Genomic DNA, 25,026 nt, shown 5'->3' on the forward strand with positions numbered 1-25,026 from the left:
ACGTTGATAAGTATTAATATTGGTAAGTTTGGGTGTACAAAAATTTAACTGCGGCTATATTTTTAGATTATCCTTAATATTGGGATAATACTTAATTCGTTAGATGAATGAAAGTCTATTGTGAATTTTAGTGGTTTATTTAATTTGTTCATCTGAACAGAGGTGATATGCTCACCTCAGAACAATACAGGTGCACAAATGAAAAGCCGAAAATCTAGTCCTGAATTCAAACACGAATCCGCTCAACTGATTGTTGACCAGAACTACACAGTGGCAGATGCCGCCAAACTATTGATGTTGGCCTTTCCACGATGACAAGATGGGGCAAACAACTGCGTGATGAGCGTCAGGGAAAAACACAAACAGACTTCCCGATAACTCCGAAACAAATCGAAATACGTGAGCTAAAGAAAAAGCTACAACGAATTGAAATGGAAAACGAAATATTAAAAAAGGCTACCGCGCTCTTGATGTCAGACTCCCTGAACAGTTCTCGATAATCGGGAAACTCAGAGCGCATTATCCTGTGGTCACACTCTGGCTACAGATACTGGAAAAACCGTCCTGAAAAACCAGACGGCAGACGGGCTGTATTACGCAGTTAGGTACTTGAGCTACATGGCATCAGCCACGGTTCGGCCGGAGCAAGAAGCATCGCCACAATGGCAACCCGGAGAGGCTACCAGATGGGACGCTGGCTTGCTGGCAGGTTCATGAAAGAGTTGGGATTGGTCAGTTGCCAGCAGCCGACTCACCGATATAAACGTGGTGGTCATGAACATGTTGCTATCCCTAACTACCTTGAACGGCAGTTCGCCGTAACCGAGCCAAATCAGGTGCGGTGATGTGACCTATATCTGGACGGGTAAGCGCTGGGCGTACCTCGCCGTTGTTCTAGGCCTGTTCGCAAGAAAACCAGTGGGCTGGGCCATGTCGTTCTCGCCGGACAGCAGGCTCACCATGAAAGCGCTGGAAATGGCATGGGAAACCCGTGGTAAGCCCGGCGGGGTGATGTTCCACAGCGATAGTAATAATGCCGGTATCAGTTTTTATCATCACTCTGTTTGCTGTTTAACCAGATTGGTGTGATTACTGATGCAGTGAAGACCTTCCCGCATCCTGACTCACACAGCGATCGACCTTTTGTGTCCTGCCCTGGACCTGTCGGTTGCCGGAAGCGCCTTCATGCGAGGCATCTCCTCACCGATGCGCGTGACTCAAGAAGGGCCTGACGGCTTGTCTCGTTACTGTCCTGTCCGGGGTATCTGTCTGGAGATTCAACTCTGTTTCCTCACAGGAGCTCTGTCATGGCAGGTAAAGTTACGGAAGCCGCTGTTGTGGGTGGCGTGGATACACATAAAGATCTGCACGTTGCCGCTGTCGTAGATCAGAACAATAAAGTTCTGGGGACCCGGTTTTTCTCCACAACACGGCAAGGTTACCGGCAGATGCTGGCATGGATGACTTCGTTTGGGGTATTAAAGCGAATTGGTGTTGAGTGTACAGGCACCTATGGATCAGGTCTGCTTCGCTATTTACAGAATGCCGGGTTAGAAGTTCTTGAGGTGACTGCGCCAGATCGGATGGAGCGACGCAAACGGGGTAAAAGTGACACGATTGATGCTGAATGTGCCGCTCACGCCGCATTCTCCGGAATAAGAACCGTCACACCCAAAACGCGCAATGGCATGATTGAGTCTCTGCGGGTATTAAAAACTTGCCGAAAAACAGCAATATCAGCCCGCAGAGTCGCTCTCCAGATTATCCATTCCAATATTATCTCTGCCCCGGATGAATTACGTGAACAGCTCAGAAATATGACGCGCATGCAGCTCATCAGGACTCTGGGATCCTGGCGGCCTGATGCCAGTGAATACCGCAATGTTACCAACGTTTATCGTATTTCATTAAAGTCCCTTGCCCGACGCTATCTCGAGTTACATGACGAAATCGCTGATTTGGATGTCATGATTGCGGCAATTGTCGATGAGCTGGCGCCTGAACTGATTAAACGTAATGCTATTGGATACGAAAGCGCTTCGCAGTTGCTGATCACGGCAGGAGACAATCCCCAACGATTAAGATCAGAATCAGGTTTTGCGGCACTGTGTGGTGTCAGCCCTGTTCCCGTATCTTCAGGAAAAACGAATCGTTACCGACTTAACCGGGGTGGAGATCGTGCTGCAAATAGTGCACTTCACATCATTGCCATCGGACGGTTGCGAACTGACGATAAAACGAAGGAATATGTCGCCAGACGAGTAGCGAAAGGGCATACAAAAATGGAAGCAATACGCTGTCTGAAGCGCTATATCTCACGCGAAGTTTATACATTACTGCGTAATCAAAACAGGCAGATCAACAGCATCCCGATAACGGCTTGACTCTTAGAAGGGCGTCCAGGGCAGTCATTATACGAGCAGGCAGTTTCGGCAGTTACTGTGGCGATACCAGTTCAGGCAGAGTATGAGCCGGCGCGGAAACTGCTGGGATAACAGCCCAATGGAACGCTTCTTCAGGAGTCTGAAGAACGAGTGGATACCGGTGGTGGGTTACGTAAGCTTCAGCGAGGCTGCTCACGCCATAACGGACTATATCGTTGGATATTACAGCGCACTAAGACCGCACGAATATAACGGTGGGTTACCCCCAAACGAATCGGAAAATCGATACTGGAAAAACTCTAACTCGGTGGCCAGTTTTTGTTGACCACTTCAACTCTGGACGGGTAAACGATGCTTAAGTCTTGCCAGGAGCTTTCCGGATAGAGAACGGTCAGTATTCGAACATGGTTTGTTGTACAAGTGATGGTACTGTCAGAACGGCCTACTATATCAATAACTGTAATGGCCCCACCATGACCAGTTGTGCCTATGAGTTACCATCTGCAACTGATATTGGAATGGGGGTAGGAATGCATTTGCAGTCAGGTAACGATAATACAATTAACGATTTTATACCCGTGATCATTGGAACTGATTGATTTTTCAGCAATCGGAGATCATGCTGTCCAACATGAAAATATTCATCACTGAGCAACAAAAAGCTGAACTTGAACGCCTTCATGATTCCAGCCGTGACGGGCGAGTCAGAGCTCGTATTTAAGCTATTCTTCTGGCCTCCGAAGGCTGGAGTTCTGCCATGATTGCTCAGGCTTTACGCCTACATTAGACAACGATTGATCACCATATCAGTGAATTCCTGAATAAAGGGAAACTGAAGGCCGAAAACGGCGGCTCAGGCCGCAAACTCAGAGCTGAACAAATGGCCCTTTTTATCAGTCAGTTATCCGATAATTTATTTCACCGTACCCGCGATGTTATTGCGTTTGTCACCCGGACATGGAACATCATTTTCAGCATTCCGGGGATGAATAAGTGGCTGCATTGTAATGGTTTCACCTACAAAAACCGTCAGGCGTTCCCCATAAATTCTGTGAAGAGAAACAAAGGCAATTCATTGAATATTATGTGGAACTGAAAACAACTGTGGGTGATGAACCGATTCTTTTTATTGATGGAGTCCATCCGACTCAGGCCACTAAAATCAGCTATGGCTGGATACGCAAAGGCCAGAAAAAAGCAGTAAAAACAACAGGCAGCCGCACACGCCTGAATATCATGGGGCGCTAAATCTGAAAGCACTGACGTCACCGCTAATCTGCGAATATAAAACCATTAATGAATATAATGTATACCGTTTTTTCAATGATATACGAAAGGTTTATCCTGATTATAACCAGAAAATCCACGTTATTCTGGATGGAGCAGGTTATCACCGTTCACAGTTAGTGAAAGACTGGACGGAAGTGGTAAATATCAGGCTGCATTACCTTCCCCCTTACAGTCCAAACCTGAATCCGATAGAAAGAATGTGGAAATTAAGGAACGAACATGCGCGGAATAATCGCTACTTCAGCAGTACGCGAGTGTTCAGGGACGCAATATCTGTCTTTTTTAACCAGACGCTGCCGGATATAGCGGCTGACATCCAGAATTAATGATCACTTTCGGGTGTTCACACCCACATCTTGATGTTTATTGGGTATATATGCATACCAAAAGATGGGGGGGGATCAGATTGTTTCTGTTAAAGATAATAATTACGTAACTTTTAATAATCCAATGCTTTCGTGGGGGAAATCATATTCATGGAACTTCTACATACATGGCCCAGGTAATCATATTGTCATAAATGGCGGTAAATTTGGCACGGGAATGCCGCTAATTGGCTGTACAGATGACGCTGCAGGGTTAACTATTGGCAGGGGTCAACTATTGTATATAACACTTCGGCTAATATCTATGCAGCATGAATTACATCTGTTCAGAATGCCTTGCAACTAGAGTCATTAAGAGAACGACGCTCTATTGATGGTGAGATTACGATAACATTTGGTGATTCGACAAATGGTATTTGACTTTTAGCTAGGGATGTTAAATATCATCAAAATGGAAGTTTGGTTACTATAGAGTTTATTATAAGACTGAACGTATTCGCAGAACAATCAGGTTAAATGAGAATGAAAAACCTACCGCACAAAGCCGCAAACCAAGTATCTGGCGTTATTTCCATAACTTTTGGTTTGACAACTGGGTGGCAAGTGTTTACGGCGAGCCATCGATCGCGGAAATGATTACATTGATTTTTACAAATTTAACAACCCTGATTGTGATCCTGTACATAAAAGCGATGTCAATGTTGATGCCACAATAAAAGGTTCTATAACTTATAGTATTGATTCTTATTGGGCATAGAAAACATTTAACAAAAATGGTTTATTAACACATTAATAAGGAAGTTGATGTTTATCATATTTTTACACCGTATATTGCGAATAGTATGATATGGGAAAAGAGAACTGGACTTTCGATCGGTATAGTATAAAATGCATGAAAAAACATTAGGATTTATCCGTGATTAAGTCAATACAAATCTTAAGAGCACTTGCTGCTTGGGCAGTTGTTTATCATCATATTTCTCAAGTCATGTTTCAATGGTCTGCATCATCCAAATTGATGCACACTATTGCACTTAAGGCTGGCAATGGTGTCGATATGTTTTTTATCATAAGTGGCTTTATTATTTATAAGTCAATATCGAAAAATAATATTACACCTACGTCATTTGCTCTCAATAGGATGGTAAGAATTATTCCTGCATATTGGTTCTACACATTGCTGGTAGTGGTAATATCATACAATTTTCACGGAGTTATTCCGTTTGCTGAGATTGGATTAAATAATGTATTAAAAAGCCTTGCTTTTATTCCGGTAATGAATCAACAGATAGGTTGGTATATTCCAACCCTAACGGTTGGGTGGACTCTTAATTTTGAAATGCTATTTTATACGTGCGTATTTATTTCTCTGTTATTCCCTGAAAACAACAAAAAAATTTGCTGTATTCTAATTCCTCTTGTTGTAATGAATTTGTTTTCATGGCTTGGCAATAATGAGTCTACTGTATTTCTTTTCTATAATGATGAACTGTTGTTTGAGTTTGTTATGGGGGGGGTAATAGCTATATGTTATAATAATGGGCTATTCAGAAATATCGGTGTTAAAACTGCACTAACAATATCCGTATTATCACTGATAAGTATATTTTTTAGCAATGAATCAAAAAGACTTCTCCAAATTGGAATCCCTTGCGCTGCTTTAATTGTTTCCGCTTTATGTCTTGAAAACAATATTGGCAATAGCACTATATCAAGAGTTGCATCTAAACTTGGAGATTGGTCATACTCGACATATCTTTCGCATGTGATCATTATATGTATAATAAATAAGCTATGTGATATCTATATGTTAGATAAATTATTGATGGTTGTACCAATTATAGTACTTATTCTTCTGTCTTCATACTTAAGCTATAAATATATTGAGATTCCATGCGGCTTAATTTTGAAAAGAAAATCTAAAATTAAATGCATCAAATAATTCTAAATAAAAAGATACGTTTAAGCGTAAGACAAAACTGAGACACACAAAGCTTTGCACTGGATTGCAAGGCTTTGTGCTATTCGAGATATAGTAAGGTTGGCTCGCTCCATTGCACCGCGATCTTCAAATCTGCGGATTACTTCAAGAAGTTGCATCGGCTCAATATCCTGAATTTCAAGACCGCCGATGATAGGTAAAATGTCGTCGTCAAACATTTTGGCAAGTTCAGTCGCATAGCCGACTGACCATACTTGCCTCTTATGCTCGTACCATTCCTTGTAAATCGCACTAAAGGAATTGTTGTTATACGAAGCCTTTTTCGCCTTTACCGGATCTATGCCAACCGAGATATCTTTCCTCGCGGTCCATGCCTTATCCCTTGCCTCTTGCAAAGTCATAAGCGGATATTTTCCGACAGTCAGGATTTTCTCCTTACCGTCAATCTTGTAGCGAAGCTGCCATACCTTTTTCCCGGATACAGGAACATAAAGGTACAGGCCATTACCATCGAGAAGGCGGTATGGTTTTTCTTTCGGCTTTGCTGCTTCAATCTGCTTAACGGTGAGCATGGGTAAAAATCCGGTGGGTAAAATTATTTTATCCACTTTTTACCCGTCATGGTGTGCGGCTGTCAACGATCTGACGCGAACCATGACGAACCGTGTATATACGGAAGGCTTGATATTCAGGGGATTTTGCGGACTGGTACGGATGGGAGCGAACTGATAAATGGTGTCCCCTGCAGGAATCGAACCTGCAATTAGCCCTTAGGAGGGGCTCGTTATATCCATTTAACTAAGAGGACAGCGCGGCATGAGTATACCCGCTAATGGACTGCGGGGTAAGTACACTGCCGCTCGATTGCTTAAACGCTCGCCACTCACGCCGGATTTTTATCATTTTTCTTAATGTTTTCCGCACGTTCTGCTTTCTGACGTGCTTCTTCTTTTCGCTTATTGCCCATGTCGTTGCGAATTTGCGCATGACTCATCAACGCGAAGATAAAGGTGCCGCCACAGATGTTTCCCGCCAGAGTGGGAAGCGCAAATGGCCAGACAAAATCGCTCCAGTGTAGTGTGCCGTTAAACACCAGATAGAGGATCTCTACGGAACCGACAACGATATGAGTGGTGTCTCCCAGGGCGATAAGCCAGGTCATCAAAATAATCACTACTATTTTTGCCGCACCCGCCGCCGGAAACATCCATACCATAGTAGCTATTAGCCAGCCGGAAATGATCGCATTGGCAAACATCTCGCTGGGCGAGTTCTTCATCACATCCATGCCGATTTTGACAAACGCATCGCGGGTTTCTTCATCAAAAATAGGCATATACTCAAAAGCCCACGCCGCAATACCCGTTCCCAGAATATTACCTAACAGAACAACGCCCCAAAGTCGTAGTAATAAACCGACATTGCCCATTGTCGGTTTTTGCATTACGGGTAGTACCGCTGTCACGGTGTTCTCAGTAAATAATTGCTGGCGCGCCATAATAACGATAATAAAACCAAAGGTATAACCGAGATTCTCCAGCAAGAAACTCCCTGGCACGCCTTCCAGTTCGACATGAAATATCCCTTTTGCCAGTAGCGATGCACCCATCGACAGACCTGCTGCAATAGCTGACCACAGTAGCGCCATTGCGTCGCGTTCCAGCTCTTTTTCGCCGTCCTGACGAATATGTTCGTGGATAGCCATTGCCCGGGAAGGGAGCCGATCTTCATCTATTTCAATTTTTTTTCCGCGCTCTTTTTCTTCACTCTCGACTTCAATTTCGTCGCTGTGTTTATCAATTTTATCGTTATCCATGGTGAGTTCTCTTGATTAGCACGTATGGCTAAAGCGTAGCGGCTTTTTTGCTCGCAACTGGCGGGAGTTACTCTGAAAATGAATAAAAGGCAACGTTTGCCTTTTTCTGTTTCTATAGAATCAAGTAGCCTACAGGGCGGTGATTACCAGGCTATGATCAAATCAGCAAAACAGGGCGTATGGACATCATTTGACGTGCTGTTACAATCGCCCACACCTAAACAGGCGGATACGGTATCGTTCCGTCATGGATGGCAAACTGCATAAGCCATAAAAAAAACAGGGAGACATTTATGAAGCTTCGCCTGTCGGCGCTTGCTCTGGGAACTACGCTTCTGGTGGGGTGTGCGAGTTCCGGAACAGATCAGCAAGGGCGTTCTGACCCGTTAGAAGGGTTCAACCGCACCATGTACAATTTTAACTTCAATGTGTTAGACCCGTATGTGGTTCGACCGGTGGCTGTCGTGTGGCGTGATTATGTTCCGCAACCGGCACGTAATGGGTTAAGCAACTTTACTGGCAACCTTGAAGAACCTGCAGTGATGGTTAACTACTTCCTGCAGGGCGACCCTTATCAGGGGATGGTCCACTTTACCCGCTTTTTCCTGAACACTATTTTGGGGATGGGGGGTTTTATTGATGTTGCTGGGATGGCGAATCCGAAACTGCAACGAACGGAACCTCACCGTTTTGGTAGCACGCTCGGTCACTATGGCGTGGGGTATGGGCCTTATGTTCAGTTACCGTTCTACGGTAGCTTCACGCTGCGTGATGACGGCGGTGATATGGCTGATGGCCTCTATCCAGTGCTTTCGTGGTTGACCTGGCCGATGTCGGTAGGAAAATGGACACTTGAAGGTATCGAAACGCGTGCGCAACTGCTGGATTCTGATGGCCTGCTTCGTCAGTCGTCCGATCCTTACGTCATGGTGCGCGAGGCGTACTTCCAGCGTCATGATTTCATCGCCAATGGCGGAGAACTCAAACCGCAGGAAAACCCGAATGCGCAAGCGATTCAGGATGATTTAAAAGATATCGATTCTGAATAAGAAGCCAATAAAAAAGGTGAGTTGGAAAACTCACCTTTTTTCTTATTAAGCTAGCGTGTTATTAGAACGCGTAGTTAAAGTTAGTACCGAACAGCCAGGCTTTACCTTCAGACTCGAACTGATACGGGCCTTCGTTGATCTTCACGCTCTGACCGTGCATATAAGAGACACCAACATCGACAGATGCATCTTTATTAAATGCATATGTCGTACCTGCGCTCAGCCAGAAACGGTCCTGATCCGGAATGGAAATCGAACGGTTCTGTGCCGGAACGGGGCTATCATCGAAGGCGATACCGGTACGGAAGGTCCAGTTATCATCGTAGTAATAAGTGGTACCCAGTGCGATGCGGTAAGCATCTTTAAAGCCTTCATGCTTCTGGAACAGCGTATCACCACTGGTGGACGTAGCTTTCAACTCCTGGAATTGACTCCAGCTGGTGTAAGCCAGACTATAGTGAATCGCCCACTGCGGCGCGACACGGTTATAACCAGACACTTCCCACATTTCAGGCAGATTTAGCGTCAGATAACCTGACTGCGTAGCTCCGCCCGTAGCCGTTGGCAGACCGAAATTGTAGTTGTTAATAGCAATTGGCAGATCGCTACTGTAGTTACCTTTGAAGTCAATTTTAACTTCAGAACGGTAGGTCAACGCGTAGCGATTATTTTTATCCAGTTCATACAGGATGCCGGCATTCCAGCCAAAGCCCCATTTGTTACCATTCAGATGGGCAATTTTCTCATCGCTTGGGATACTATTAGCCATGCCCGCCAGTTGCTGTCCTTGTAGAGTCGCCCCGGCGGGAGATTGCATAATCTGACCTGCAACCAGCTGCCCCAGATCGCCTGCGAAGCGTTCAATTTTCGCACGGGCATAGACGGCATTCAGACCGAGACCAAAACTCCATGCGTTATTTAAGCGATAGGCGCCGCTTAAGTTCATGTTGATGGTCTCGAGGTCGGTTGTACCACCGACAGAACCGCCTGCATAAGTATCGTTAAACTCTGTCGCCAGGCCATAGTTAGAGGTAATGGAAGCCCCCCAACCAAATTGATCGTTAATTGGCGCAACAAAGTGAGCGTTCGGAACCCATGCCGTAGGCGCGATATTATCCGCGTCCAGGCTACGACCAGACGGAGACGTTCCGCTGATATTTACATCCGGATCAATATAAACCGCGCCCGCTGAAAAAGTTGGGCGGTCAAACATGGTAATCAACGCGGGGTTACGGCTGACGTTACCGGCATCATCGGCAATTGCGCCTTCCCCTGAATAAGCCCGGCCCAGGCCTGAGGAAGAAAATTCGTTTAACTGAAAGCCTGCCGACCAGGCCTGGGTGGAGATAAGTGCCACTGCGACTGCGATAGCAGACTTTGTAAACAGGGTTTTCTGGCTCATGACCATAACCTCAATAATTTATTTTTATACAAACTATGTTACGTGCTGTAACAGGAGCGCGAAGTGTAGGGTCTGATGTACATCTTAGAAATCAGACCAGTGGCGAGAGTATAGGTCGGACCAGATGGAATGTTGCAAGTATGTTTCTATGTTTTTTCAAATATGATCTAAGAAACGCGATCCAGCTGGCAAAATTTGGAGGTAGTGCACTCATAGATTTGGGTGAATTTTGTTTTAGATCATTTTTAAGTGTGATTTCGGTCACTTATCCGATTTTGCAGAATTAACAACTGGAGTGGCACTTTTCAGAAGCGTAAAATATCCGCAACGTTTATCTGGCACCTTAGGTGCACATACAGAGGAAATCAACGATGAGTAAATGTAGTGCTGATGAAACCCCGGTTTGCTGCTGTATGGATGTTGGCACCATTATGGACAACTCCGACTGCACCGCGTCTTACAGCCGCGTGTTTGCAAACCGCGCAGAAGCAGAACAAACGCTGGCGGCGCTGACTGAAAAAGCCCGTAGCGTGGAATCCGAACCATGCAAAATCACCCCGACTTTCACTGAAGAGTCTGACGGTGTGCGCCTGGATATCGATTTCACTTTTGCCTGCGAAGCTGAAACACTGATCTTCCAGCTGGGTCTGCGTTAATTCCTCTCGGGTACGTACGCCCCTGCCAGCAACAGGCAGGGGCGTTTTCTTTTCTTTCTCCTGTCTTCACTGTGTCATAGCTCCCACTTTCCCTTTTCTCCGCTTGGCTAAATGTAAAAAAATGGTTAAGACTATGATCAGGTCAGACCACTTTATATCTTATTTTTACAGGGGAGTGTTATGGGTCAGGTTTTACCGCTGATTACCCGTCAGGGCGATCGTATCGCCATCGTTAGCGGGTTACGTACGCCTTTTGCCCGCCAGGCGACGGCTTTTCATGGCATTCCTGCTGTTGATTTGGGGAAGATGGTCGTAGGCGAATTGCTGGCACGCAGCGAAATTCCCGCAGAAGTGATTGAGCAACTGGTCTTCGGTCAGGTTGTGCAAATGCCGGAAGCGCCCAACATTGCGCGTGAAATTGTTCTCGGCACTGGAATGAATGTGCATACCGATGCTTACAGCGTCAGCCGCGCTTGCGCTACCAGTTTCCAGGCGGTTGCAAACGTCGCAGAAAGCCTGATGGCGGGAACTATTCGAGCGGGGATTGCTGGTGGGGCAGATTCCTCTTCTGTATTGCCAATTGGCGTCAGTAAAAAACTGGCGCGCGTGCTGGTTGATGTCAACAAAGCACGAACCATGAGCCAGCGCCTGAAACTTTTTTCTCGCTTACGTTTGCGTGACTTAATGCCGGTGCCTCCGGCAGTGGCGGAATACTCCACTGGATTACGGATGGGCGACACCGCCGAACAAATGGCAAAAACGTACGGCATCACCCGTGAACAGCAAGATGCGTTGGCCCACCGTTCGCATCAACGTGCCGCCCAGGCGTGGTCAGAAGGTAAATTAAAAGAAGAAGTCATGACCGCTTATATCCCGCCTTATAAACAGCCTCTTGCGGAAGATAATAATATTCGCGGCAATTCCACGCTTGCCGACTACGCAAAGCTGCGCCCGGCGTTTGATCGCAAACACGGGACGGTAACGGCGGCAAACAGTACGCCGCTGACCGATGGCGCGGCAGCGGTGATCCTGATGACTGAATCCCGGGCGAAAGAATTAGGGCTGGTGCCGCTGGGATATCTGCGCAGCTACGCATTTACCGCTATAGATGTCTGGCAGGACATGCTGCTCGGTCCGGCCTGGTCAACACCGCTGGCGCTGGAACGTGCTGGCTTGACAATGGCCGATCTGACGTTGATTGATATGCACGAAGCGTTTGCCGCCCAGACGCTGGCCAATATTCAGTTGCTTGGCAGCGAACGTTTTGCCCGCGACGTACTGGGGCGTGCACATGCCACTGGCGAAGTTGACGATAGCAAATTTAACGTGCTTGGCGGCTCGATTGCTTATGGTCATCCCTTTGCGGCTACCGGCGCACGGATGATTACCCAGACCTTACATGAGCTGCGGCGTCGCGGCGGTGGGTTTGGTTTGGTGACTGCCTGTGCCGCAGGTGGGCTTGGCGCGGCAATGGTTGTGGAGGCGGAATAATGGAAATGGCATCAGCGTTTAGCCTCAATGTCCGTCTGGACAACATTGCCGTTATCACCATTGATGTTCCCGGCGAGAAAATGAATACCCTGAAGGCGGAATTTGCTTCGCAGGTGCGCGCCATTATTAAGCAACTCCGTGAAAACAAAGAGTTGCGCGGCGTGGTGTTTGTCTCCGCTAAACCAGACAACTTCATTGCTGGCGCAGACATCAACATGATCGGTAACTGCAAAACGGCGCAAGAAGCGGAAGCACTGGCGCGGCAGGGCCAACAGTTGATGGCGGAGATTCATGCTCTGCCTGTTCCGGTTATTGCCGCTATTCACGGCGCTTGCCTGGGGGGCGGGCTGGAGCTGGCGCTGGCATGTCATGGCCGTGTCTGTACTGACGATCCTAAAACTGTGCTCGGTTTGCCGGAGGTTCAGCTTGGATTATTGCCAGGTTCAGGCGGAACTCAGCGTTTGCCACGCCTGACAGGTGTCAGCACAGCATTAGAGATGATCCTCACCGGAAAACAACTTCGGGCGAAACAGGCATTAAAGTTGGGGCTGGTGGATGACGTCGTTCCGCACTCCATTTTGCTGGAAGCCGCTGTTGAGCTGGCAAAGCAGGATCGTCCATCTTCCCGCCCTCTACCTGTACGCGAGCGTATTCTGGCGGGGCCGTTAGGTCGTGCATTGTTGTTCAAAATGGTAGGCAAGAAAACAGAGCAAAAAACTCAGGGTAACTATCCAGCGACAAAACGCATTCTTGACGTTATTGAAACCGGTTTAGCGCAGGGGGCCAGCAGTGGCTATGACGCCGAAGCTCGGGCGTTTGGTGAACTGGCGATGACGCCGCAATCGCAGGCGCTGCGCAATATCTTTTTTGCCAGTACTGAAGTGAAGAAAGATCCCGGCAGTGATGTTCCTCCTGCGCCATTAAACAGCGTGGGGATTTTAGGCGGCGGGTTGATGGGCGGTGGAATTGCCTACGTTACTGCCTGTAAAGCGGGTCTGCCGGTAAGAATTAAAGATATCAATGCCCAGGGCATAAATCATGCGCTGAAATACAGTTGGGAGCAGCTGGAGGGTAAAGTGCGCCGTCGTCATCTCAAAGCCAGCGAACGCGACAAGCAACTGGCTTTAATTTCGGGGACGACGGATTACCGTGGCTTTGCCCATCGAGATCTGATTATTGAAGCGGTGTTTGAAAATCTCGAATTAAAACAGCAGATGGTGGCAGAAGTTGAGCAAAACTGCGCTTCTCATACCATTTTTGCCTCGAACACGTCCTCTTTACCGATTAGCGATATTGCCGCGCACGCCACGCGACCAGAGCAAGTTATCGGCCTGCATTTCTTCAGCCCGGTGGAAAAAATGCCGCTGGTGGAAATCATTCCTCATGCGGGGACATCGGCGAAAACCATCACCACCACGGTAAAACTGGCGAAAAAACAGGGCAAAACGCCGATTGTGGTAAAGGATAAAGCTGGGTTTTATGTCAATCGCATCCTGACGCCGTATATTAATGAAGCTATCCGCATGTTGACCGAAGGCGAACGTGTTGAGCATATTGATGCCGCGCTGGTGAAATTTGGTTTTCCGGTGGGGCCAATCCAACTTTTGGATGAGGTAGGAATTGATACCGGGACTAAAATTATTCCTGTACTGGAAGCAACTTATGGAGAACGTTTTAGCGCGCCTGCAAATGTTGTTTCTTCAATTTTGAATGATGATCGCAAAGGCAGAAAAAATGGCCGAGGTTTCTATCTTTATGGCCAAAAAGGGCGTAAAAGCAAAAAACAGGTCGATCCCGCCATTTACCCGCTAATTGGTGTACAAGGGCAGGGGCGACTCTCCGCACCGCAGGTTGCTGAACGGTGTGTGATGTTGATGCTGAATGAAGCAGTACGTTGTCTGGACGAGCAGGTTATCCGAAGTGTGCGTGACGGGGATATTGGCGCGGTATTTGGAATAGGCTTCCCACCGTTTCTTGGTGGCCCGTTCCGATATATCGATGCTCTCGGCGCGGGGGAAGCCGTTGCAACAATGCAACGACTGGCCACGCAGTATGGTTCTCGTTTTACCCCTTGCGAGCGTCTATTAGAGGTGAGCGAGCGCGGGGAAAGTTTTTGGAAAACAAGTGCAACTGACCCTCAATAAAAAGGTCAAAGCTATATGAATCCGCGCTGAATGGCGGAGTGTTGGTCAAAATGTAAACACATATTGACTATACTTGCGCCATTGAGGTAAAAAACAGCGTTTCATTCGGTGAATGGATAAGGCACAATGCCGGCCACCGCCTTGTTTCTCTGGTTTCAGATGAACGGGGCGGGTGAATCTGGTTAACAAAAGCGGTGCAATATGCAAGTTTTTATCATGCGTCACGGCGACGCAGCCCTCGATGCCGCCAGTGATTCGGTTCGTCCTCTGACCACTAACGGTTGTGACGAATCTCGCCTGATGGCGAACTGGTTGAAAGGTCAAAAAGTGGAAGTCGAACGTGTTCTGGTGAGCCCGTTCCTGCGAGCCGAGCAAACACTGGAGGAAGTAGGGGATTGTATGAACCTGCCTTCCAACGTGGAAGTTCTGCCGGAGTTGACGCCCTGCGGCGATGTAGGGCTGGTCAGTGCATATTTACAGGCGCTGACCAACGAAGGTGTCGCTTCGGTACTGGTTATCTCCCACTTACCGTTAGTCGGATATCTGGTTGCCGAGTTATGTCCGGGCGAAACGCCGCCTATGTTTACCACTTCGGCCATTGCCAGCGTAACGCTTGATGAAAGCGGAAACGGCACATTCAACTGGCAGATGAGTCCGTGTAATTTGAAAATGGCAAAAGCAATCTGATGTGATCGTAAAGTGCCCGATGGCGCAAGCTATCGGGCCTGAATTTTTCATACCTTATTGAAATTCTCCCAATAACGATGCAGATGGCGTCTTTTTAGCGTTTAATCGCCGATTTGTATAAAGTTACATCTAGAAACATTCATTAACTTTTCTTGTATTTTATTTCCAGAGTTAACCACTGTGAACGCAAAATAAGAGAGTAGAAAAGAGATACTTTTTGGTCTTGATTTTATATTAATTGTAGTGTTTTAATATTGTATCGGCAAAAAATAAAAATACAATCGTGTTATTTGCTGTTGGTTGTTTTTTGCTCTTCAATCATTCACTCCATGATGTGTTTATACCATATTTTAGCCATTTGCCACGTAATTCCAGGAAAGTTCTCAAAATATTATTTGTTTTGTTAATTATTTAAATATTTCTAAATATTGTTGTTAGTAAATTTAAATTGTGTCACGCGCTCTATAATATCAACATGCTCGCCACGCCAAAGAATATCATCTCACGAGACCTCAGAAATCCTATTCAATGGTGGGTTATAAGCCACTGCAAATTACACTGAAAGTTATTATATTCAGTATTAATGTGTCAGTTGGCTGACATTTTAATTATTTATGATTTAAGGACAAATAATGAGTAAGTTTGTAAAAGCAGCCGTCGCCACAGCAATGCTTATGGGGGCGCTGACTTCAGCATCGGTCGTAGCCGCAGGGAACAACGGTACAGTGAGATTTTTCGGTATAATTGAAGACTCTCCGTGCTCAATTGTTCCTGATGACCATAAGCTGGAAGTGGATATGGGGAGCATCGGTACCGGTTCTTTAACGGGTGGCAAAACTACCACACCAAAGGATTTCCAGATTCGTTTACAGGATTGCAATTTCAATACTGAAACAACGATGACCACGACATTTACCGGTAATCCATATTCCGGTAATCCAAATAATTACTCCCTGTCTAACCTGGATAATGGCACCGAAGTTCCAAACGTAAGTCTGGTGATTGGCGACCAGCGTGGTAAAGGCTATGACCTGGGCAAAGGTATCGATCAGGCCATCGCAATGGACAGTTCAACGGGTAAAGGCAAACAGAAACAAACGCTGAAATTTAAAGCCTGGTTAGTCGGTGAAACTGCTGCGGTAACACCAACTCCGGCTCCGTTTGAAACGCTAACAACATTCCAGATTACGTATCTTTAATGTGACTCCCCCATAACTGCAAAGTTATGGGGTTTTTAAATGAAAGATAATTAAATTATAATAATTACGGATGGATACGTAAATGCCCGAACATTCTTTTCTCCGTTTACGGGGCCTTTCGTGGTGGATTGCTCTGGCAATTTCCGGAAGTCCATTTTATGCCCTGGCAGATGATACCATTCAGTTTGATGCCCGATTTCTCGAGTTAAAAGGGAATACCAAAATTGATTTGGGTCGTTTTTCCCAAAAAGGTTATGTTGAGCCGGGTAAATATAATTTACAGGTTCATGTAAATAACCAATCCTTACCTGATGAATACGATATCTACTGGTACGCAGTCGAAAACAATCCTGATAAATCGTATGCCTGCTTACCGCCTGAACTGGTTGCTCAGTTAGGCTTTAAAGAAGATATCACGAAAAATTTGCAATGGATTCGTGATGGTCAGTGTTTGAATACTGAACCGTTAAATGGCATGGAAATGACTGGTGATTTAAGCCAGTCAGTTCTCGTGATTTCTTTGCCACAGGCTTATCTTGAATATACCGACAGTGAATGGGATCCACCTTCACGTTGGGATGAAGGTATTCCCGGTCTTATTGCCGATTACAGTATCAACGCCCAGACCCGGCATGAAGAGGGTGGGGATGATACTAACGATATTAGTGGTAATGGTACGGTTGGCGTTAACGTTGGCCCGTGGCGCCTGCGTGCCGACTGGCAGAGCGACTATCAGCATACCCGCAGTAACGATGATGGTGATGCTAACGATAGCGGCACGCAAAAAAACTGGGAGTGGAGCCGTTATTACGCCTGGCGCGCCTTGCCGTCATTAAAAGCCAAACTTTCGCTGGGTGAAGATTACCTCAACTCCGATATTTTTGATGGCTTTAGCTACATTGGCGGTAGCATCAGCACCGACGATCAAATGTTGCCGCCAAACCTTCGCGGCTACGCCCCGGATATTTCCGGTGTAGCACATACCACCGCGAAAGTTACGATAACGCAAATGGGGCGCGTCCTTTATGAAACCCAGGTCCCCGCAGGCCCGTTCCGTATTCAGGATATCGGTGATTCGGTATCTGGCACGCTGCATGTCCGCATTGAAGAACAAAATGGTCAGGTGCAGGAATATGACGTCAGCACGGCTTCCATGCCGTTTCTGACCCGACCAGGCCAGGTGCGATATAAAGTGGCGATGGGCCGTCCGCAAAACTGGGATCATCATGTCGAAGGGAGTTTCTTCTCGGGAGGCGAGGCATCATGGGGGATTGCCAATGGCTGGTCGCTCTATGGCGGTGCGTTAGCGGATGAAAACTACCAGTCAGCGGCAATTGGACTTGGGCGCGATTTGGCACTGTTCGGCGCGTTAGCGTTTGACGTTACCAACTCCCGTACTCGTTTTGACGACAACAGCGTATACGGTAACAAAACGCTGGATGGTAACTCTTATCGCGTCAGTTATGCCAAAGATTTTGATGAACTCAACAGCCGTGTGACCTTTGCCGGATATCGCTTCTCTGAAAAAAACTACATGACCATGAGCGAATACCTGGATGCTAACAACGCCGATCGGGCGCGCACGGGTAACGACAAAGAGATGTATACGGTCACTTACAACCAGAACTTCAGGGATGCGCGTGTTTCGGTCTATCTCAACTATTCCCACCACACCTACTGGGACCGCGAAGATCAAACCAACTACAACATGATGCTTTCTCATTATTTCAATATGGGAAGTATCAGAAACATGAGCATTTCTCTGACCGGTTATCGCTATGAATACGATAACAATGCCGATAAAGGTATTTATCTTTCCTTAAGCCTGCCGTGGGGTGACAGCAGCACCATTAGTTACAACGGCAACTATGGCAGTGGTGCCGACAGCAGCCAGGCGAGCTTGTACCATCGAATAGATGACGCCAGCCACTATACGGTGAGCACAGGGACCAGTGAAAACCACGCCAGTGTAGATGGTTATTACAGCCACGATGGCACTATGGCAAAAGTTGATCTGAGCGCCAACTATCATGAAGGGCAATACACTTCCGCGGGTATCTCTTTACAGGGCGGTGCAACGCTGACTGCCCACGGCGGCGCGCTGCATCGCACGCAGAACATGGGCGGCACGCGTTTGCTGATTGATGCCGATGGCGTTGCCAATGTGCCAGTAGAAGGCAACGGTGCTGCTGTTTATACCAACATGTTTGGTAAAGCTGTGGTGGCCGATGTTAACGACTACTACCGTAATCAGGCTTATATCGATTTGAATAACCTGCCAGAAAATGCTGAGGCCACCCAGTCGGTGGTCCAGGCAACGCTAACGGAAGGTGCCATTGGTTATCGTAAATTTGCGGTGATCAGTGGGCAGAAAGCAATGGCGGTATTGCGATTGCAGGATGGTAGTCATCCGCCATTTGGTGCGGAAGTGAAAAATGTTAATAAACAGCAAGTTGGTCTGGTTGATGATGAAGGGAATGTCTATCTGGCGGGCGTTAAACCGGGTGAACGCATGACGGTATCCTGGGAGGGAGAATCCCACTGCGATATCAGTCTGCCGGACCCGCTACCGGATGATCTCTTCAATGGCTTGCTGTTGCCATGCCTGCAAATTGGGGGAAGTGCTCCCGCAATATCACATGATATTCAGCCCGTCATTCAGGAGCAGACACAACAGGTGACACCAATGGAACCACCAATGTCTGTTTCATCGAATTAATAACGTGATTAAGGAATGATCCATGTCTAAACATATCTCTTCAAAAAAGATCGTCACTGCATTGACGTTGATGGCGGCGGCTGCAAGTTTTTACGCACAGGCTTCAGTGACGCCCGATCGTACCCGTTTGATTTTTAACGAAAGTGATAAATCTATTAGTGTTACCCTACATAATAACGATCCTAAACTTCCTTACCTGGCGCAAAGCTGGATTGAAGATGAAAAGGGTAACAAGGTGAGTTCACCATTAGCTGTTTTACCTCCTGTACAGCGTATTGATGCGATGATGAACGGTCAGGTGAAAATTCAGGGATTGCCAGATATCCACAAATTGCCTGCCGATCGCGAAACGATGTTCTACTTTAACGTTCGCGAGATCCCGCCTAAATCGAATAAAGCTAACACGCTGCAAATTGCTCTGCAGACACGTATCAAACTTTTCTGGCGTCCTAAGGTACTGGAAAAAAGCAGCACACAAACTCCCTGGCAGCATAAAGTGACCCTAACCCGCAGCGGCCAGGAATTTACCGTCAATAACCCAACGGCGTATTACGTCATCATCAGCAACGCCAGTACGCAGAAAAATGGCAATCCAGCGGCAGGTTTCTCGCCGTTAGTCATGCCGCCCAAAACCAACGCCCCGTTAAACGTGAAAATGGATAGCACACCGTCAACGACTATGGTGCGCGTATGCCGCTCTTTTTCCGCTGTAGCGGTAGTGCCTGCCTGGTGGATGAAGAACTAAGCAGCAAAGGCTGATTCCAGGAGAATCCGATGAGAAAGATGTTTCTGGTTAAATTACTGCTGGTTTTTGGTGTGGTGAGCCATCCTGCGGCAGGCGGAGAATCGAAATCCGTTGATCTGATATTGCGGGTGCTGGTCGATGCTCCGCCACCTTGTTCAGTAACGGGTAGTGCTGTGGAGTTTGGTGATGTGATCATCAAAAAGAACAATGGCACCAACTATCGCATGAATGCTGAGTACAAATTGGACTGTAAGGGAAGTCTAAGTGACGACCTGCAAATGCAGTTTAAGGGAACGACTACCACGATTAATGGCGAAACAGTGTTGAGTACAGGAATTTCTGGATTTGGGATTCGAATTGAAAGTGCGTCTGATAATTCGCTGTTTCCGATTGGCGAAAACAACTGGACGCCTTTCAACATCAACAGCCAACCGAAACTGAAAGCGGTGCCAGTAAAAGAGAGCGGTGTATCACTCGCGGCATCGGAATTTAACGCCAGTATGACGATGGTGGTGGATTACCAATGAAACGACTCGGTTTTTTTGTGATTTGTGGTTGCTGTTGCGTGGTACAGGCGGCAACACCAGACATTACTTTTCACGGAACTTTGGTATCACCGCCAGTTTGTACCATTAGCGGCGGGAAAACCATTGAAGTGGATTTTGGCGACATCCTTATTAATGACATTGACGGTGTTAACTTTCGTCAGACTGTACCCTATGAGATCTCCTGTGATTCTGGAGTTCGTGATGCGGTTTGGGAGATGACTCTGACCTGGAAGGGGACTCCCACCAATTACAATACGTCGGCAGTCCAGACCAGCGTTACCGACCTGGGCATTGAAATGCAACAAAATGGCAGTCCGTTTGAGCTGGATAAACCTCTGAGTATTGATCCTGCCAGCCCCCCAATGCTCAAGGCGGTACCGGTGAAAGCCAGCGGCGCGGTGTTGGGAGACGGAGCATTTTCCGCGTATGCCACGCTACAGGTGGATTACCAATGAAAACACAAGAATATGTTCTCGCAACGCTGCTGGGGAGCTTAATGCTGCTCTGTGTAGCGCCGGTGCAGGCGGCTGACAACCTGCATTTTTACGGTAATTTATTGAATAAAACCTGTACACCGGTAGAGACACAAGGATTGCTGGCGGAAGTACAGTTTCCTACGGTGAGTGCACAAGATTTAGTGGTCGCCGGGCAGTCGGCCCGTGTGCCGGTGGTTTTTCAACTGAAAGACTGTAAGGGACCAACGTCATACAACGTAAAGGTAACCTTGACCGGCACGGAAGATAGCGAACAGCCGGGTATTCTGGCGCTGGATGCGTCATCGGGTGCGCAGGGAGTTGGTATAGGAATGGAAAAAAACGACGGCACACCTGTTGCCATCAACAGTTCTACTGGAGCGACCTTTGTACTTAATAACGGCAGCAATAGTCTTAATTTCTGGGCCTGGTTACAGGCAAAAAGCGGTCGTGATGTGACTCCTGGCAATTTTACCGCCCAGCTAACCGCAACGTTTGAGTACCTTTAAAATGAAAAAATTACGCCATGTTTTTTGCTTACTAGTGTTGATACTAATGGTACCCACCGCGATGGCATCAACAATATTTCGTGATATGCACACGTTGATGGGGTATGCCGGTAACGGTAATACCGCAATCTGGTATGAACTTAATGTCCAAACTTTATCTGGCGTCTATCAGGGAACATATCACCGGGATGGTTATACTCTTTATACCGGAGATATTCCCAATATATCCTGGAATGGGCCAGGGACAGCACCAGAAATTAATGTGAAAAGTGGGGATTATATTGACTCATCGAATTGCCCAGGGTTGCCGACATCGGGAGGTTTTAGTTGTAGTAAGGTTATCATGGATATTATCGTTGAAGGCGATCCCGGTAGCTGTCCCTGGATAGTGACCAGTAATATCAAAACACAAGCAAGAGCGACTGGTACTGTTTACCTGGGGCCTTCAGCGTTTAACTCCACCTGTCCGCCAGTTCCTTTAGACCCTTATGATGTTTCATGGAGTCCAAATTCGGTAGTGCATAGCAAGCTGTTATCATTGAAATCCACGGGAGGGATAATCGAAAATACACTCCCTACCTTTTTGATGAAGGATGGCAAGTTGTGTGATGGTAGCCAATTTAACGAGCGTGGCGCATATTGTCGTTTTATTTCGCAAATGATCACTTTTACGTCATATGGTTGTACAGATAGCAAAGTGACAACCATACCAAACCGACATGCGATAACCGACAAACAACTACATGATATTGTGGTGCGTGTCGATACTACTACACCGCAGCCAATAGATTCCACTTGCCGATTCCAGTATGTGCTGAATATGTTGTAGCGACCAAACCGGATACGGCGTTTATGCCGTATCCGGTTTTGCGTTCAGGGCAACTCAGGCGGCAGCCACTCTTCCACCTCAATCAACACCAATAACGCCGCATCACCACCGTACTCTTTGGGGGCCTGGTGAAACGCCATCACATGCGGATGTTGCGCCAGCCACAGTGGTGTTTGTTGCTTCAAAATATGCTTACCATGCCCATGCATCACACAGGCGCAAAACACATGTTCACGGCGGCAGGCGGCAATCAACGCGCCCAGCTCCTGTTTGGCTTGTAGCTGCGTCAGACCGTGCAAATCAAGAAACAACTCCGGCGAATAATCACCGCGCCGCAGTTTTTTCGCCTCAAAATGGCTTACATCCGGGCGAACATATTTGACCGGACCTTCGGTATTCAATAACGGCTGAAACTCATCGGAAAAATAATGGCTGGCATCGGCCTGCTCCTGAATCAACCGTTTCACCGGCACTTCGCTGACTTTTTTACGCTGTGGTCGATGGACAATCGTATCTTGCTTTATCTTGCGAGTCCCCGCCATCAACTGGCGAAACAGAGCCTGGTCCTCCTCGCTAAGTGTTGTTTTCTTTTTCATTGATGTGTCTCTATTTCTAATTTCCCTACAGTTTACCCGACTCGTCGCGCAATCGATCGTTTTAAACGTATTTTTCCTCACTCACCGCGCGTGAATGCTGATTTATCGTCATCTTCATGGCAAACTAGCCGCCGAAATTATTGCGATCATGCCCTGGAGGAATACGTGGATAAAATTTTCGTTGATGAAGCAGTAAATGAGCTGCAAACCATTCAGGACATGTTGCGCTGGTCGGTTAGCCGCTTCAGCGCGGCAAATATCTGGTACGGTCACGGCACCGATAACCCGTGGGATGAAGCCGTACAGCTGGTGTTGCCTTCGCTCTACCTGCCGCTGGATATTCCGGAAGATATGCGCAATGCGCGTCTGACCTCCAGCGAAAAACACCGCATTGTTGAGCGCGTGATCCGCCGCGTCAACGAACGCATTCCGGTGGCTTATCTGACCAACAAAGCGTGGTTCTGCGGCCATGAATTTTACGTCGATGAACGCGTGCTGGTGCCGCGCTCGCCGATTGGTGAACTGATCAACAATAAATTTGCCGGACTCATCAGCAAGCAACCGCAGCACATTTTAGATATGTGTACCGGGAGCGGCTGCATCGCTATTGCTTGCGCTTATGCTTTCCCGGAAGCGGAAGTCGACGCGGTGGACATCTCTCCAGACGCGCTGGCGGTTGCCGAACAGAACATCGAAGAACACGGTCTGATCCACAATGTCATCCCGATTCGTTCCGATCTGTTCCGTGATTTACCGAAAGTGCAGTACGACCTGATCGTCACCAACCCGCCGTATGTCGATGCGGAAGATATGTCCGACCTGCCAAATGAATACCGTCACGAGCCGGAACTGGGCCTGGCGTCTGGTACCGACGGCCTGAAACTGACCCGCCGCATTCTCGGTAACGCGGCAGATTATCTTGCTGATGATGGTGTGCTGATTTGTGAAGTCGGCAACAGCATGGTACATCTTATGGAACAATATCCGGATGTTCCGTTCACCTGGCTGGAGTTTGATAACGGCGGCGACGGTGTGTTTATGCTCACCAAAGCGCAGCTTATTGCCGCACGTGAACATTTCGCGATTTATAAAGATTAAATAAACACGCAAACACAACAATAACGGAGCCGTGATGGCTGGAAACACAATTGGACAACTCTTTCGCGTAACCACCTTCGGCGAATCGCACGGGCTGGCGCTCGGTTGCATCGTCGATGGTGTTCCGCCAGGCATTCCGCTGACGGAAGCGGATCTGCAACACGATCTTGACCGCCGCCGCCCTGGGACATCGCGCTATACCACCCAGCGCCGCGAGCCGGATCAGGTCAAAATTCTCTCCGGTGTTTTTGAAGGTGTGACCACCGGCACCAGCATTGGCCTACTCATAGAAAACACCGACCAGCGTTCTCAGGATTACAGCGCAATTAAGGACGTTTTCCGTCCAGGCCATGCCGATTACACCTACGAACAAAAATACGGTTTGCGCGACTATCGCGGCGGTGGACGCTCTTCCGCCCGTGAAACCGCCATGCGCGTGGCGGCAGGGGCGATTGCCAAAAAATATCTTGCTGAGAAATTCGGTGTCGAAATTCGCGGCTGCCTGACCCAAATGGGCGACATTCCGCTGGAAATCAAAGACTGGTCGCAGGTCGAGCAAAATCCGTTCTTCTGCCCGGACCCGGACAAAATAGAAGCCTTAGATGAACTGATGCGCGCGCTGAAAAAAGAGGGCGACTCCATTGGCGCGAAAGTCACCGTTGTTGCCAGTGGCGTCCCCGCCGGACTTGGCGAGCCGGTCTTTGACCGCCTGGATGCCGACATCGCCCATGCGCTGATGAGCATCAACGCGGTGAAAGGTGTGGAAATTGGCGATGGTTTTGACGTGGTGGCGCTGCGTGGCAGCCAGAACCGTGACGAAATCACCAAAGACGGTTTCCAGAGCAACCATGCGGGCGGCATTCTTGGCGGTATCAGCAGCGGGCAGCAAATCATTGCCCATATGGCGCTGAAACCGACCTCCAGCATTACCGTGCCGGGGCGCACCATTAACCGCTTTGGCGAAGAAGTTGAGATGATCACCAAAGGCCGTCACGATCCCTGTGTCGGGATCCGCGCGGTGCCGATCGCTGAAGCGATGCTGGCGATCGTTTTAATGGATCACCTGCTACGGCAGCGGGCGCAAAATGCCGATGTGAAGACTGATATTCCACGCTGGTAAAAA

22 protein-coding genes, 1 tRNA gene and 4 pseudogenes are annotated in these 25,026 nt (G+C 47.7%); 22 read left to right on the forward strand and 5 right to left on the reverse strand.

Going from position 1 to position 25,026, the window contains the following annotated elements; translation table 11 throughout:
* Window positions 1-198 precede the first annotated feature (198 nt).
* The 7 genes and pseudogenes from FEK43_RS09970 to FEK43_RS09995 all read left to right on the forward strand — a co-directional run.
* Window positions 199-1,026: pseudogene (locus FEK43_RS09970) on the forward strand (IS3 family transposase); the annotation flags it as partial.
* Window positions 1,027-1,307: 281 nt separating this feature from the next.
* Window positions 1,308-2,384 carry an IS110-like element ISEc21 family transposase gene (locus tag FEK43_RS09980; RefSeq protein WP_135408097.1) on the forward strand — a complete coding sequence of 359 codons (1,077 nt, stop codon included), beginning with the start codon at window positions 1,308-1,310 and terminating at the stop codon, window positions 2,382-2,384.
* 16 nt (window positions 2,385-2,400) lie between these two features.
* Window positions 2,401-2,709 (forward strand): annotated as a pseudogene (locus FEK43_RS09985) (integrase core domain-containing protein); the annotation flags it as partial.
* 555 nt (window positions 2,710-3,264) lie between these two features.
* Window positions 3,265-3,480 (forward strand): winged helix-turn-helix domain-containing protein, encoded by a 216-nt coding sequence (locus FEK43_RS23375; RefSeq protein ID WP_346763266.1) that lies wholly within the window; start codon window positions 3,265-3,267, stop codon window positions 3,478-3,480.
* Window positions 3,471-3,632, forward strand: a complete 162-nt coding sequence (locus FEK43_RS23055) for a hypothetical protein (RefSeq protein ID WP_240783044.1) — start codon at window positions 3,471-3,473, stop codon at window positions 3,630-3,632. The genes FEK43_RS23375 and FEK43_RS23055 overlap by 10 nt, the downstream gene beginning before the upstream one ends.
* Complete coding sequence (locus tag FEK43_RS23060) at window positions 3,557-4,000, forward strand: IS630 family transposase (protein ID WP_240783050.1); 444 nt, start codon at window positions 3,557-3,559, stop codon at window positions 3,998-4,000. The genes FEK43_RS23055 and FEK43_RS23060 overlap by 76 nt, the downstream gene beginning before the upstream one ends.
* 916 nt (window positions 4,001-4,916) lie before the next feature.
* Window positions 4,917-5,942 carry an acyltransferase gene (locus FEK43_RS09995; RefSeq protein ID WP_138158527.1) on the forward strand — a complete coding sequence of 342 codons (1,026 nt, stop codon included), beginning with the start codon at window positions 4,917-4,919 and terminating at the stop codon, window positions 5,940-5,942.
* A 98-nt stretch (window positions 5,943-6,040) separates the two neighbouring features.
* Here the strand turns inward: FEK43_RS09995 and intS are convergent.
* The 3 genes and pseudogenes from intS to FEK43_RS10010 form a co-directional block, all read right to left on the reverse strand.
* Window positions 6,041-6,514: pseudogene (intS, locus tag FEK43_RS10000) on the reverse strand (prophage integrase IntS); the annotation flags it as partial.
* 161 nt (window positions 6,515-6,675) lie between these two features.
* Window positions 6,676-6,750, reverse strand: a tRNA-Arg gene (locus FEK43_RS10005).
* Window positions 6,751-6,825: 75 nt separating this feature from the next.
* Window positions 6,826-7,758 carry a formate/nitrite transporter family protein gene (locus FEK43_RS10010; protein WP_138158530.1) on the reverse strand — a complete coding sequence of 311 codons (933 nt, stop codon included), beginning with the start codon at window positions 7,756-7,758 and terminating at the stop codon, window positions 6,826-6,828.
* A gap of 78 nt (window positions 7,759-7,836) precedes the next feature.
* Between FEK43_RS10010 and FEK43_RS10015 the strand changes: the two genes are divergently transcribed.
* Window positions 7,837-8,025, forward strand: a complete 189-nt coding sequence (locus tag FEK43_RS10015; RefSeq protein ID WP_130207306.1) for a hypothetical protein — start codon at window positions 7,837-7,839, stop codon at window positions 8,023-8,025.
* A 26-nt stretch (window positions 8,026-8,051) separates the two neighbouring features.
* Window positions 8,052-8,807 carry a phospholipid-binding lipoprotein MlaA gene (mlaA, locus tag FEK43_RS10020; protein WP_130207304.1) on the forward strand — a complete coding sequence of 252 codons (756 nt, stop codon included), beginning with the start codon at window positions 8,052-8,054 and terminating at the stop codon, window positions 8,805-8,807.
* 61 nt (window positions 8,808-8,868) lie between these two features.
* Here mlaA and fadL read toward each other — a convergent pair whose 3' ends face one another.
* Window positions 8,869-10,209: a long-chain fatty acid transporter FadL gene (gene fadL / locus FEK43_RS10025; RefSeq protein WP_130207302.1), complete on the reverse strand. Its 1,341-nt coding sequence runs from the start codon at window positions 10,207-10,209 to the stop codon at window positions 8,869-8,871.
* 371 nt (window positions 10,210-10,580) lie between these two features.
* On the opposite strand from fadL, the gene FEK43_RS10030 reads away from it, so the two are divergent.
* The 11 genes and pseudogenes from FEK43_RS10030 (at window position 10,581) to FEK43_RS10080 (ending at window position 22,209) form a co-directional block, all read left to right on the forward strand.
* On the forward strand, window positions 10,581-10,865 hold the full coding sequence (locus FEK43_RS10030) for a YfcZ/YiiS family protein (RefSeq protein WP_130207300.1): 285 nt from the start codon (window positions 10,581-10,583) through the stop codon (window positions 10,863-10,865).
* A 180-nt stretch (window positions 10,866-11,045) separates the two neighbouring features.
* Window positions 11,046-12,356 carry an acetyl-CoA C-acyltransferase FadI gene (gene fadI, locus FEK43_RS10035; RefSeq protein ID WP_130260689.1) on the forward strand — a complete coding sequence of 437 codons (1,311 nt, stop codon included), beginning with the start codon at window positions 11,046-11,048 and terminating at the stop codon, window positions 12,354-12,356.
* A complete protein-coding gene (fadJ, locus tag FEK43_RS10040; RefSeq protein WP_135408099.1) occupies window positions 12,356-14,500 on the forward strand; it encodes a fatty acid oxidation complex subunit alpha FadJ in 2,145 nt (714 codons plus the stop codon). Before fadI ends, fadJ begins: the two co-directional genes overlap by 1 nt.
* A 201-nt stretch (window positions 14,501-14,701) precedes the next feature.
* A complete protein-coding gene (gene sixA / locus FEK43_RS10045) occupies window positions 14,702-15,187 on the forward strand; it encodes a phosphohistidine phosphatase SixA (RefSeq protein ID WP_130207294.1) in 486 nt (161 codons plus the stop codon).
* Window positions 15,188-15,819: 632 nt separating this feature from the next.
* Complete coding sequence (locus FEK43_RS10050; protein ID WP_130207292.1) at window positions 15,820-16,386, forward strand: fimbrial protein; 567 nt, start codon at window positions 15,820-15,822, stop codon at window positions 16,384-16,386.
* Between the two features lie 82 nt (window positions 16,387-16,468).
* Entirely contained in the window at window positions 16,469-19,105 is a 2,637-nt protein-coding gene (locus FEK43_RS10055) for a fimbrial biogenesis outer membrane usher protein (protein WP_138158532.1), read from the forward strand.
* A gap of 70 nt (window positions 19,106-19,175) precedes the next feature.
* Window positions 19,176-19,864: pseudogene (locus FEK43_RS10060) on the forward strand (fimbria/pilus periplasmic chaperone).
* Window positions 19,865-19,879: 15 nt separating this feature from the next.
* A complete protein-coding gene (locus tag FEK43_RS10065; RefSeq protein WP_135408101.1) occupies window positions 19,880-20,377 on the forward strand; it encodes a fimbrial protein in 498 nt (165 codons plus the stop codon).
* Window positions 20,374-20,853 carry a fimbrial protein gene (locus FEK43_RS10070; RefSeq protein ID WP_135408103.1) on the forward strand — a complete coding sequence of 160 codons (480 nt, stop codon included), beginning with the start codon at window positions 20,374-20,376 and terminating at the stop codon, window positions 20,851-20,853. Before FEK43_RS10065 ends, FEK43_RS10070 begins: the two co-directional genes overlap by 4 nt.
* Window positions 20,854-20,894: 41 nt before the next feature.
* Window positions 20,895-21,380: a fimbrial protein gene (locus FEK43_RS10075; RefSeq protein WP_138158546.1), complete on the forward strand. Its 486-nt coding sequence runs from the start codon at window positions 20,895-20,897 to the stop codon at window positions 21,378-21,380.
* Between the two features lies 1 nt (window position 21,381).
* A complete protein-coding gene (locus FEK43_RS10080; protein WP_130260695.1) occupies window positions 21,382-22,209 on the forward strand; it encodes a StfH/YfcO family fimbrial adhesin in 828 nt (275 codons plus the stop codon).
* 44 nt (window positions 22,210-22,253) lie between these two features.
* Here FEK43_RS10080 and smrB read toward each other — a convergent pair whose 3' ends face one another.
* Window positions 22,254-22,805 carry an endonuclease SmrB gene (gene smrB / locus FEK43_RS10085; RefSeq protein WP_000730816.1) on the reverse strand — a complete coding sequence of 184 codons (552 nt, stop codon included), beginning with the start codon at window positions 22,803-22,805 and terminating at the stop codon, window positions 22,254-22,256.
* 165 nt (window positions 22,806-22,970) lie between these two features.
* Between smrB and prmB the strand changes: the two genes are divergently transcribed.
* Window positions 22,971-23,903 carry a 50S ribosomal protein L3 N(5)-glutamine methyltransferase gene (gene prmB / locus FEK43_RS10090; RefSeq protein ID WP_130207278.1) on the forward strand — a complete coding sequence of 311 codons (933 nt, stop codon included), beginning with the start codon at window positions 22,971-22,973 and terminating at the stop codon, window positions 23,901-23,903.
* 34 nt (window positions 23,904-23,937) lie between these two features.
* Window positions 23,938-25,023 (forward strand): chorismate synthase, encoded by a 1,086-nt coding sequence (aroC, locus tag FEK43_RS10095; protein WP_130260696.1) that lies wholly within the window; start codon window positions 23,938-23,940, stop codon window positions 25,021-25,023.
* Window positions 25,024-25,026: the final 3 nt, after the last annotated feature.

This window comes from Escherichia sp. E2562, from assembly GCF_005781075.1.
GTDB lineage: Bacteria > Pseudomonadota > Gammaproteobacteria > Enterobacterales > Enterobacteriaceae > Escherichia.